At 47.1% G+C, this 11,652-nt stretch carries 8 protein-coding genes; 5 read left to right on the top strand and 3 right to left on the bottom strand.

The window, feature by feature from the left end; all coding sequences use genetic code 11:
• Window positions 1-5: 5 nt before the first annotated feature.
• On the bottom strand, window positions 6-419 hold the full coding sequence (uraH, locus tag QVP67_RS03010; RefSeq protein WP_022162081.1) for a hydroxyisourate hydrolase: 414 nt from the start codon (window positions 417-419) through the stop codon (window positions 6-8).
• Window positions 420-1,133: 714 nt separating this feature from the next.
• On the opposite strand from uraH, the gene QVP67_RS03015 reads away from it, so the two are divergent.
• The 3 genes from QVP67_RS03015 to trxB are packed head-to-tail and all read left to right on the top strand — an operon-like array spanning window position 1,134 to window position 5,360.
• Window positions 1,134-3,674 carry an FtsK/SpoIIIE family DNA translocase gene (locus tag QVP67_RS03015; protein WP_022162082.1) on the top strand — a complete coding sequence of 847 codons (2,541 nt, stop codon included), beginning with the start codon at window positions 1,134-1,136 and terminating at the stop codon, window positions 3,672-3,674.
• A 36-nt stretch (window positions 3,675-3,710) separates the two neighbouring features.
• Window positions 3,711-4,364, top strand: coding sequence for a LolA-like putative outer membrane lipoprotein chaperone (locus QVP67_RS03020; RefSeq protein ID WP_441293827.1), 654 nt, complete (start codon window positions 3,711-3,713; stop codon window positions 4,362-4,364).
• Window positions 4,365-4,418: 54 nt separating this feature from the next.
• On the top strand, window positions 4,419-5,360 hold the full coding sequence (trxB, locus tag QVP67_RS03025; RefSeq protein WP_022162084.1) for a thioredoxin-disulfide reductase: 942 nt from the start codon (window positions 4,419-4,421) through the stop codon (window positions 5,358-5,360).
• Between the two features lie 150 nt (window positions 5,361-5,510).
• Here the strand turns inward: trxB and QVP67_RS03030 are convergent, their stop codons facing one another.
• Window positions 5,511-6,212 (bottom strand): Crp/Fnr family transcriptional regulator, encoded by a 702-nt coding sequence (locus QVP67_RS03030; RefSeq protein WP_071149991.1) that lies wholly within the window; start codon window positions 6,210-6,212, stop codon window positions 5,511-5,513.
• 200 nt (window positions 6,213-6,412) lie between these two features.
• Window positions 6,413-8,602, bottom strand: a complete 2,190-nt coding sequence (locus tag QVP67_RS03035; RefSeq protein ID WP_022162086.1) for a glutamine synthetase III family protein — start codon at window positions 8,600-8,602, stop codon at window positions 6,413-6,415.
• A gap of 120 nt (window positions 8,603-8,722) precedes the next feature.
• Between QVP67_RS03035 and QVP67_RS03040 the strand changes: the two genes are divergently transcribed.
• Together QVP67_RS03040 and QVP67_RS03045 are read left to right on the top strand one after the other, a co-directional pair.
• Window positions 8,723-10,933: a DUF5686 family protein gene (locus QVP67_RS03040; RefSeq protein ID WP_022162087.1), complete on the top strand. Its 2,211-nt coding sequence runs from the start codon at window positions 8,723-8,725 to the stop codon at window positions 10,931-10,933.
• 201 nt (window positions 10,934-11,134) lie between these two features.
• A partial coding sequence (locus tag QVP67_RS03045; protein ID WP_288179837.1) for a S1 RNA-binding domain-containing protein occupies window positions 11,135-11,652 on the top strand: 518 nt, incomplete at its 3' end.

The following is an 11,652-nucleotide window of genomic DNA, read 5'->3' on the forward strand; positions in this document are numbered from 1 at the left end:
GCAGGTCAGCTGCCCCGGTAAGTGGAATATCCGTAGGGCGAAAGGGTGATGGGGACGTGATAGTGGTTGTTGTCCCTGATTTCGAATACCACTTCGATGAAGGGGTAGAACGTAGATTGCTTCTGTGCCTCGAAGTAGGGGGCCACGTGATAGGTCAGCTTGTAGATGCCTGCGTGGTCGTTTCCGTCTCTTTCCAGGAAGTCTTTCACCCGGCCGTCTTTGTCGGTCAGTTTTTCGTCTACTACGGTCCATTGGGCATCTTTGTCTTGCTTCGACAGGGTGATTCTGACTCCGGGAGCAGGCTGTCCCTGGTTGATGTCGAGGATGTGGCTCGATAGCTGATACTCTTTTGTCTGGCCGAAGGCTGTCAGGATGCTGACGAGCACGGCGGTTGCAAATAAATAGATACGTTTTTTCATGGTCGGTTGGTTTAAATGAAATGAATAATGGTTTGGGTGACAAAGATAATATAAATTGTAATCATTACAAATATGGTTCTTTTTTAGAGTTTCTTTTTCCGTTTTATTAAGGCTTTTACTGATATTTTTCGATGGGCCGACTGTAGGTTTCGGCATCTGTCGGATGGGTGGAGTGTGTGTCTGTTCCGTTAAGAATATTCTTAGGGCGATAGACTGCTCTATGAGCTCGTTTAACCAATTGATTTAGAGTGTATTTTAGGGTCGTAATCAACCTATACGACTTAGACACCCTAAGTATACGACCGAGGGTACCTAAGTATACGACTGAGGGGGCCTAAGTATACGACTGTGATAGCCTCTCTGCATTGGCGGGGGTGGGATGTAAAGGAAAATTGCCTGTCGGCCTTGTTCGGGAATCTACGGGCTGTCTGGGCTTGAGTGGTGTGCCTGCCAAACTGCTGGCCGCTTTACATGCAGAGTTCAGTCCGCCGCCGATGCTAGGCAGCGAGAAAAACTATTCTTTAGTTCCCGAATTTATAGTTTATTTATTACTTTTGCACCGAACTTAAAGGGCTGTTTGGGTGCAGATCTTCTCCGTACGGAGCTAGGGAAGTGCCGGTATCGGCTGCTCCTTTTGCAAGGGGGAGCAACGGGCGGTTTGCGGCAAACCCGGGCAGGCTTTCTATACATTATTATAATAGGGAGATTTAATTCATGGCAAAAAAAGGTACAACTAAAGATACGGAGCAGAAACCGACACTGTATCAGAAAATCGTTTCTGCATTCCGAAGTGAGACTATCCGCTTTGTTATAGGACTGGTACTGGTGATTTTTTCTGTCTACTTGTTGCTGGCTTTTTCTTCGTTCTTCTTTACAGGGGCAGCCGACCAGAGCATCATCGACAGCGGCAATGCGCAGGAGCTGGCTTCGGTGAACAATGGAGTGAAGAATTATGCCGGATCGCGTGGGGCGCAGCTGGCCAGCTACTTGATAAACGACTGCTTCGGAGTGTCGTCCTTCTTTATTTTGGTATTTCTGGCCGTGGCCGGACTGAAGCTGATGAAGGTGCGCGTAGTGCGGCTGTGGAAGTGGTTCATCGGCTGTGCGCTGCTGCTGGTGTGGTTCTCCGTCTTTTTCGGGTTTGTATTTATGGACCAGTACAAGGACTCCTTCCTCTATCTGGGCGGTATGCACGGCTATAATGTCAGTAACTGGCTCGTGTCCCAGGTGGGAGTGCCGGGCGTGTGGATGATTCTGCTGTTCACAGCCATCTGTTTCCTTATCTATCTTAGCGCGCGTACCATTATCTGGTTGCGTGGGCTGTTCTCGCTGAATTTTCTGAAGAAAAAGCAGGCAAAGGCAAGCGCCGAAGGCGAGGTGCCCGAAGAGTTTACCGACTCGTGGACCGTCAAGGGCAAGCGTAAGGCTGTGAAGGAAGCCCCTGCATCCGTGCCCGAGGAAGCTGAAGCGGCAGAAAACCACGTGGCAGAAGCGGCAGAAGATGCTCCGCGCCACGAGGAAGAACATGCTACCGAGGAATCAGAAGACAATCAGATAACATTGGACTTAGGCGGTAGTCATCCGGAGGAAAGACGTCAGAAGCGGGGCGACGATGAAGTGACAATGACTATCGAAACGCCCGAACCCGAACCGGCCGAACCCCAGCACAAGGCCGAAACTGCCAAGGAACCGGGCTTCGAAGTAGAGGCTGGAGAGGACGAAGAGGAATACCACGGTCCGGAGCTGGAGCCTTACAATCCGCGCCTTGACCTGGAGAATTATCATTTCCCGACAATCGATCTGATGAAGCACTACGACGACAATGGGCCTACCATCGACATGGACGAGCAGAATGCCAATAAGGACAAGATTGTGAACACGCTGCGCAGCTTTGGCATCGAAATCAGTACCATAAAGGCGACCGTCGGACCTACCGTAACCCTATACGAGATTACGCCCGAACAAGGGGTGCGTATCTCCAAAATCCGTGGTCTGGAAGATGATATTGCCTTAAGCCTTTCGGCCTTGGGTATCCGTATTATAGCCCCCATCCCCGGTAAGGGAACAATCGGTATCGAGGTGCCGAACTCCAATCCGAAGATCGTGTCGGGGCAGAGCATCATAGGCAGCAAGAAGTTCCAGGAATCGACCTACGAACTGCCTATCGCGTTGGGTAAGACCATTACGAACGAGGTCTTTATGGTAGACTTGGCCAAGATGCCGCACGTACTGGTAGCCGGTGCCACCGGTCAGGGTAAGTCGGTAGGTCTGAATGCCATTATCACCTCCCTGCTTTACAAAAAGCATCCGGCCGAATTGAAGTTTGTGTTGGTCGACCCGAAGAAAGTAGAGTTCAGCATTTATTCCGTCATCGAGCACCATTTCCTTGCCAAACTGCCCGACGGAGAAGATGCCATCATCACCGATGTGACAAAGGTGGTACAGACCCTCAACTCGCTTTGTGTCGAGATGGATACACGCTACGACCTGCTGAAGGCAGCACACGTGCGCAACATCAAGGAGTACAATGAGAAGTTCATCAACCGTCGTCTGAACCCTGAGAAAGGACACAAATATATGCCTTATATCGTGGTTGTGATCGATGAGTTCGGTGACCTGATTATGACGGCGGGCAAGGATGTCGAGCTTCCGATAGCCCGTATCGCCCAGCTGGCGCGTGCGGTCGGTATCCACATGATTATCGCTACCCAGCGTCCTACAACCAACATCATTACAGGTACCATTAAAGCCAACTTCCCGGCACGTATTGCTTTCAGGGTGTCGGCTATGGTCGACTCACGAACCATTCTCGACCGTCCGGGTGCCAATCAGCTCATTGGTCGGGGCGATATGCTGTTCTTGCAGGGAGCCGATCCGGTGCGTGTGCAGTGCGCCTTTATCGATACGCCCGAGGTGGCAGAGATTACCAAATTCATTGCCCGTCAGCAGGGTTACCCGACCGCCTTCTATCTGCCCGAATATGTGGACGAGAATGCCGGTGGCGATTTGGGCGATGTGGATATGGGACGCTTGGATCCGCTGTTCGAAGATGCAGCCCGTTTGATAGTTGTTCACCAGCAGGGCTCTACCTCGCTGATTCAGCGTAAGTTCTCCATTGGTTACAACCGTGCAGGACGCATTATGGACCAGCTGGAGAAAGCGGGTATTGTGGGGCCGGCCCAAGGCAGCAAGCCCCGTGAGGTATGCTGCATGGACGAAACCGATCTGGAAATGCGGTTGAACAATCTGCAATAATCGCTTGTTTTCTTTTCTTTAGTTCTTTTATTGGATATGAGTTTGAACAGAATGCGAATCAATATCTTCCTGCTTGTCGTCCACATGCTGTTGCTGACGTCCCTGCCGGCATACTCCCAGCAGACGCCGACAGAGGCAGAGACAGTCATGAACCGAACAGCCGAGGCTTTCCGCCAGGCAGGGGGGATCAAAGCAACGTTTACGGTGCGTGCCCGCGAGGGAGTATCAGAAGGTATCATTTACCTGAAGGGAGAGAAGTTTGTCCTCGAAAGCGCAGGAGTGAAAACCTGGTTCGACGGTCGTACGCAGTGGAGCTATGTGGCTTCGAACGACGAGGTGAACATCACGGAACCTACTGCGGAAGAGCTTCAGTCGTTGAATCCTTATGCCTGGCTGTACATGTACAAACAAGGCTATAAACTGAAGATGGGCAAGAATAACGCAGCAGGAAAATCGGCCTATGAAGTGGTGATGAACGCTGCTGATCCGCATCAGGACTTGCAGTGCATCATCCTGTATGTGGCGAAAGACACCTACCGCCCTTTGAAGATAAGCATGGCGCAGCGCGGAGGGAAAAACGCGACACTGATTGTTGTGAATGACTTTCAGACGGGGCAGTCCTATCCGGACCGGTTCTTCACCTTCGACAAGAAAGCATATCCGTCGGCCGAGGAGATTGACCTGCGCTGATGTATGTAACAGAGTGAGATTATGAAACGTTTTTATCGTAAATAAAAATACAATATGGAAACAGAAAAAGTAAGATGCCTGATTATAGGCTCCGGTCCTGCCGGATATACAGCTGCTATTTATGCCGGTCGTGCTAACCTGTCGCCGGTGTTGTACGAAGGCTTGCAGCCGGGTGGACAATTGACCACCACTACCGATGTGGAGAACTTTCCCGGTTATCCGGAAGGAATCAGCGGTCCGCAGCTGATGGAAGACCTGCGCAAGCAAGCCGGCCGCTTCGGGGCAGACTTGCGCTACGGTGTAGCTACTTCGGCCGATTTAAGCCAACGGCCTTATAAAATAACAATCGACGAAGAAAAAGTGATTGAAGCCGAAACCCTGATTATCGCTACGGGTGCAGCTGCCAAATATCTGGGCCTGGAAGACGAGAAGAAATATGCGGGCATGGGTGTAAGTGCCTGTGCAACGTGCGACGGTTTCTTCTACCGCAAAAAGACGGTTGCCGTAGTAGGCGGTGGCGATACGGCTTGTGAGGAGGCTTCTTATCTGGCCAGTCTGGCATCGAAGGTCTATCTGATTGTCCGCAAGCCTTTCCTTCGTGCCTCTAAAATCATGCAGGAACGTGTGATGAATAATGAAAAAATAGAAGTACTCTTCGAGCACAATGCGGTAGGTCTGTACGGCGAAAATGGCGTAGAAGGTGTACACCTGGTAAAACGTATGGGACAACCCGACGAAGAACGTTACGACCGTGCCATTGACGGATTCTTCCTGGCTATCGGCCATGAACCCAATTCGAAGATTTTCAAGCCCTATTTGGATACTGATGAAGTTGGCTATATCCTGACCGAGCCGGGTACGCCGCGTACCAAGTTGCCGGGCGTGTTTGCTGCCGGCGATGTAGCCGATCCTCATTATCGTCAGGCTATTACCGCTGCTGCCAGTGGATGTAAGGCTGCCATTGAGGCTGAACGCTTCCTCCAGTTGGGAGAATAAAATACAGACCGGTTTATCTGCCAGAGTTTACTTCATGCGGATAAACCGGTCTGCTGATATGTTTCATAGAAAATACTAGTGTTTTTTCTATAGTTAGGAAAAAATATTTCTCTAACTGGAAAAAGATTTTTCTCCAACTGGGGAAAAATATTATCCGATTTTGCTGATCTTTTTCAGCTTCTCTTCATCGATGATTTTTATTTTCCGTCCGTCGATGGTGATAAGGCGTTCGGTTGCGAATTGCGACAACGTACGGATGGCGTTTGAGGTAGTCATGTTGGATAAGTTGGCTAAATCCTCACGCGAGAGATAGATACTTAAGGTGGAACCATCTTCTTCCAGTCCATAACTTTCTTTCAGGAAGAGCAGCGATTCTGCCAGTCGTCCACGAATGTGTTTCTGAGTCAGGTTTACTGTGCGTTCATCGGCAATACCCAAATCGATAGACAGCTGTTTGATGAAAAACATAGCCAGATTGTTGTTCTGTGTCACCAATGTCATGATGGCACTCATGGGTATCAGGCAGATGATGGACGGTTCGAAAGCAGTAGCAGCAGTAACGTAGTCTTCTTTGGCAAAGTAGGCGCGATAACCGAAATATTCAACAGGCTTGATCATGCGGATGATCTGGCTTCGTCCTCCTACGCCATCTTTATATATTTTGACTTTTCCGGTCAACAGGCACATTAGGTAGGCGGGGCTTTCTCCCTCACAATAAATCACTTCGTTCTTTTTGTAGTTCTGGAGTGTAAAGTGGTTTGAAAGGAACTCCCGTTGCTCCTCATTCAGAGGCGACCACATATCGGCTATTAGTTCCGGAATATTTATATCTGATAAGTTTATTTTCACCATACTGCTGCAAAGCTGTGTTCTACAGCACAAATGTAGGAAGAAAAAATTAAATATTACGCATTTGTTGGAAAAATGTGCAAGGTTTTTTGTAAAGATTCTATTGAATTGTAGAATTGTTATAGAAAAACAGGCTGGACATTCCTGCTTTTGTAGGGCAGGATATCCAGCCTGTATTGTAAAAAAATAGAATATCCGGTTTCTTATTTTGTGAATAAAAGTTCCCTATATTTGGGCAATGGCCATATCTCGTCGTCTATCTCCATTTCCAGACGGTCGATGTGGTCGCGAATGCTTTCCAGATACGGACGTACATTCTCTTCATAAGCGAAAGCTCTATCTTTGTAGTTATCCATGTGGTTGGCTACTTTGCGTGCCTCGGTCATTTCGCGTACTTGCATCTTGATGGCTGTAACTCTACGTGAGATTTCGCGTATCAGTTCCTTGCGGTCGGCACTGAGTTCTTCGTATTCTTCGGGGGAGAACGTTTCGCGTAGTCCACGCAGATTTTCCAATAACCGGTTCTGGTAGCTGACGGCTGTGGGCACAATGTGATTGATGGCCAGGTCGCCCAACACACGGCTTTCAATCTGAACTTTCATCGTAAATTTCTCCAGTTCTACTTCCAGGCGGCTGGCTAACTCTGTTTCGTTGAATATGTGTTCACCGATCAGAACTGCTTTAGCCTGGTTGTCCATATAGCGCATCAGAGCTTCGGGTACATGGCAGATGTTGGTCAGACCACGTCGGGCAGCTTCCTGCTTCCATTCTTCCGAGTATCCGTCACCTTCGAATCGGATGGGTTCGGAAGCAATGATGGTTTCCTTGAGAATGCGGAAGATAGCTTCTTCTTTGCTGCTTCCTTCTTCCATGGCTTTGTCTATCGAGGCCTTGAATTCGTTCAGCTGGTTGGCCATGGCTGCGTTGATGGCGATCATGGCTGCTGCACAGTTGGCTGACGAACCTGCAGCTCTGAACTCGAAACGGTTTCCTGTGAAAGCAAATGGAGAGGTGCGGTTGCGGTCGGTAGTATCCAGTAATATTTCGGGGATACGGCCGATGCCCAGTTTCAGCGTTGTCTTCTCTTCGGCTGTCATCTTGCTATTGCTTATCTGGCGTGTGAATTCGTCAAGAATGCTGCTTAATTGTTTGCCTAAGAAGATGGACAGGATAGCGGGAGGTGCTTCGTTGGCTCCTAAACGATAGCTGTTCCCTGCGCTGCTGATAGAGGCACGCAACAGATCCTGGTTTTTGTAGACCATCATCAGGACATTGACCAGGAATGTGAGAAACAGCATGTTGCTTTTGGGGTTTTTGCCGGGAGCAAACAGGTTAATACCCGTATCTGTACACAACGACCAGTTGTTATGTTTACCGGAACCGTTGACTCCGTTGTAGGGCTTTTCGTGCAGTAACACGGCGAAGTTGTGCTTGCGGGCAATTCGCTTCATCAGGTCCATTACCAGCTGGTTGTGGTCGTTGGCCAAATTGACGTTCTCGAAAATGGGCGCTAACTCGAACTGGTTGGGAGCTACTTCGTTGTGGCGGGTTTTTACGGGAATGCCTAATTTGTGGCACTCTATCTCCAGTTCCTTCATGAAGGCTGTCACTCTTGGGGGAATAGAGCCGAAGTAATGGTCTTCGAGCTGCTGGTCTTTGGCCGACGAGTGGCCCATGAGTGTACGCCCGGTCAGGCAAAGGTCGGGGCGGGCATTGTAGAGGGCCAGATCGACCAAAAAGTATTCCTGTTCCCATCCTAGATTGGCAAATACTCTGGTGACGTTTTTGTCAAATAGCTGACATACTTCGGTTGCGGCTTTATCTACGGCAGCAAGAGCTTTCAGCAAAGGTGTCTTGTAGTCCAGGGCTTCTCCTGTATAGGATATAAAGATGGTAGGAATACAGAGGGTGGTATCTACCACAAAAGCCGGTGACGATACGTCCCATGCGGTATATCCGCGTGCTTCGAATGTGTTACGGATGCCCCCGTTGGGGAAAGATGAAGCATCGGGCTCTTGCTGGATAAGCAGTTTGCCTGAAAAGCGTTCGATCACTTCAGCGTCTTCGCCGAACTCGATGAATCCATCGTGCTTCTCGGCTGTTCCGTCGGTCAATGGCTGAAACCAGTGGGTGTAGTGGGTTACATTCAGCGATTTTGCCCAGCTTTTCATTCCGTTGGCAATTAAATCTGCCATTTCGCGGCTGATGGGAGTGCCTTTTTCTATGGCATCTGTAACCGCTTTGTAAGCTTCTTTAGGCAGATATTCCTGCATTTTTTTTCGGTCGAAAACGTGGCTGCCGTAATAATCGGACAGCTTGTTTGAGGGGATTGTGACTTCCAGAGGACGGCGATTGGCCAGCTCCTGTAAAGCAAAAAATCTCATTTTTGACATAGTTGCCTTCTCTTTTTGTTGGTTGTTTGGCTGCAAAAATACACCTTTTTTTCTATATTTGCCCCTGTCTATAATAAGATATTACGGGTGAAACGTTTAATATATATATGGATTGAATTTATGGTGCTGCTTTTGATTGTTGCGGAAGCGGCAGCAAAAGACATCTCTAATATATACGGTAAACGTGGCGTTTCAGCCGATTCGATTATGGAAAAAGTTATCTTCTTTGCCCCATTTTATGAGAGTATAGTAAACGAATATCGTGCAGAACTGTATATAAAAGGAAGAGTCAATATCCGGAAAAAGAATCATATAATTCGTTTTTTACCTACTATGTTCCGGATACGGAAGGGGGTGAACGAATATATGATGGAGACTTACAGTGATCTGCATTTTACGGCTCCGGATATTTATGACCAAAAGGTAAAGGCTGGTGTGGGTACTGCTTCGGAATTTTGGGAAGCTGACGGCCGGTTGTTGGAGTATTTTCATATTAATATCTATTCGTCTACGTTGCTTTACGATAAATTGCTTTCGCCCTTGGCTAGTAATGCGAAAAAATACTATACCTATTATATTGATTCGATAATGGGACCGGAATTTAACCGGCAATATAAGATTCGTTTTATTCCTAAAAGCAAGAGTTTCCAGCTGGTTGGTGGTTATATGGTGGTTAGCGATAACGTGTGGAGTGTTCGTGAGATTCGTTTTGCCGGTCGTTCCGAGATGTTTCGCTTCGATAATCTGTTGCAGTTGGGGGAAGTGGGAGCACCAGATGAGTTTCTACCGGTTCGCTACATGGTAGAAGGTTCTTTCCGTTTCTTGGGGAATGTAATAGATGGCAGCTATACAGCTTCGCTTAAATATAGTGAGATATCTCAAAAGGATACCGGTCGGGAGGTCGAAGAGCAGAAAAAGGAAAAGTATGATCTGACAGAATCTTATACGTTGAGTAACGATACGAATGCTTATCAGCGTGATACGGCTTATTTCAACTCGTTGCGTCCTATACCGTTGACTCAGCATGAGCAGTCGTTGTATCAAGACTATTTTTTGCGGCGCGACACGGTGGGGGTAACGAAAAAGAAGTTGAATAAGAACCTGGAGTTTTGGGGGCAGATTGGTGATGCATTGATCAGTCGGTATACGGTCAATCTGGATAAACTGGGTAGTGTCAGATGTTCTCCTTTAATCAATCCTTTTTTGCTGAGTTATAGTGGATCGAACGGAATTTCGTATCGTCAGGAATTCAAATACAACCGTTTGTTTCCTGGTGACCGTCTTCTGAGAATAGTGCCCCGGATCGGTTATAACTTTAAGCAAAAGGAGTTCTATTGGAGGGTAAGGAGTGACTTTGATTATTGGCCTCGTAAACGGGCTGCTTTGCATGTAGAGTTGGGTAATGGTAACCGTATTTACAGTAGTGATGTACTGGATGATTTGAAGGCTATTCCTGACAGTCTGTTTGATTTCAATCAAATCCATTTGGATTATTTTAAAGACTTGTATCTGAATGTGGAACATAGTTGGGAGATAGTTAATGGACTGACATTGGACGTAGGTTTGTCAATCCACCGTCGTACAGAGGTCGAACGTTCTAATTTTGATATTGTGTTTCCCGATACGCCTCCTACACGTTTGGTCAGTGATGGTCAGTCGTATCTTCCGGGGTTTGATCCAGAAATACTGAACAAGTTTCGCCATACCTATAACAGTTTTGCGCCAAGAGTGCGCTTAACCTGGAAACCGGGACAGTATTATTATATGAATGGAGACCGTAAAGTGAATCTGCATTCCAAATATCCTACTGTGTCGGTTGATTGGGAGCGTGGAATAAAAGGAGTGCTTCAGAGTTCAGGAAGTTATGAACGGGTTGAAGTCGACTTTCAGCACAATGTGCCGTTGGGTTTGATGCGTGATTTATATTTCCGTTTGGGATGGGGAGCATTTACACGGCAGGAAGAACTTTATTTTGTCGATTTTGCCAATCTGCGTCGTTCCAATCTGCCTACCGGTTGGAATGATGATATTGGTGGGGTGTTTCAACTGTTGGATGGCCGTTGGTACAACTCGTCTCGAAAATATGCGCGTGCTCATGCGGTTTATGAGGCTCCTTTCCTTCTTATCAGGCACCTGAATAAATATACGCAATATGTGTTGAATGAACGTTTGTATTTCAATATGCTGTTTGTTCCTCACTTGAATCCTTATTTGGAGTTTGGATATGGCATTGGCACTCATGTCTTTGATTTTGGCGTATTTACAAGTTTTGCCAATTGGAAGTATCAGGAAATAGGTGTGAAGTTTACGTTCGAGCTGTTTAACCGTTAATTATAGAAAGGTGTGATATCATTAATGGTCGAAGTCTCCTTTTTTACGAAGCTCTATTTTTATAGAAGCCTTTAGACTTTTTCTCAATGTTTTTAGATTGAAGTTTTTGTTGTTCAAGAAAATACTATTATCTTTGCGCCCGATTTATTGAGTCAATATAAAGTCTCACTTAATTAACGAGTTAAACAAACAATTTTATTAATGGAAAATTTAAAAAATGTTGTTCCCATTGAAGACTTCAACTGGGATGCGTACGAAAACGGTGAAGCCGTATCAAATGTAAGTCATGAAGACTTGGAGAAAGCGTATGACAATACGCTGAACAAAATTAACGACCGTGAGGTTGTTGACGGTACCGTGATCGCAATGAACAAGCGTGAAGTAGTTGTGAACATCGGTTACAAATCAGACGGTATCATTCCGATGAGTGAATTCCGTTACAATCCGGACCTGAAAGTAGGTGATACAGTAGAAGTATTCATTGAAAATCAGGAAGACAAAAAAGGACAGCTGGTTCTGTCTCACCGCAAAGCTCGTGCTACTCGCTCTTGGGATCGTGTTAACGCAGCTTTGGAAAACGAAGAAATTATCAAGGGTTACATCAAGTGTCGTACTAAGGGTGGTATGATCGTAGACGTATTCGGCATCGAAGCCTTCTTGCCGGGTTCTCAGATTGATGTGAAGCCTATCCGTGACTACGATGTATTCGTAGGTAAGAC

The sequence above is a fragment of the Bacteroides sp. CAG:633 genome (assembly GCF_000435115.1).
Classification (GTDB): Bacteria; Bacteroidota; Bacteroidia; order Bacteroidales; family Bacteroidaceae; genus Bacteroides; species Bacteroides ndongoniae.

What these genes read in the sequence shown, in the direction of transcription:
- uraH (WP_022162081.1), bottom strand. Translation starts at nt 419, where the DNA reads ATGAAAAAACGTATCTATTTATTTGCAACCGCCGTGCTCGTCAGCATC.
- QVP67_RS03015 (WP_022162082.1), top strand. Translation starts at nt 1,134, where the DNA reads ATGGCAAAAAAAGGTACAACTAAAGATACGGAGCAGAAACCGACACTG.
- QVP67_RS03020 (WP_441293827.1), top strand. Translation starts at nt 3,711, where the DNA reads ATGAGTTTGAACAGAATGCGAATCAATATCTTCCTGCTTGTCGTCCAC.
- trxB (WP_022162084.1), top strand. Translation starts at nt 4,419, where the DNA reads ATGGAAACAGAAAAAGTAAGATGCCTGATTATAGGCTCCGGTCCTGCC.
- QVP67_RS03030 (WP_071149991.1), bottom strand. Translation starts at nt 6,212, where the DNA reads ATGGTGAAAATAAACTTATCAGATATAAATATTCCGGAACTAATAGCC.
- QVP67_RS03035 (WP_022162086.1), bottom strand. Translation starts at nt 8,602, where the DNA reads ATGTCAAAAATGAGATTTTTTGCTTTACAGGAGCTGGCCAATCGCCGT.
- QVP67_RS03040 (WP_022162087.1), top strand. Translation starts at nt 8,723, where the DNA reads ATGGTGCTGCTTTTGATTGTTGCGGAAGCGGCAGCAAAAGACATCTCT.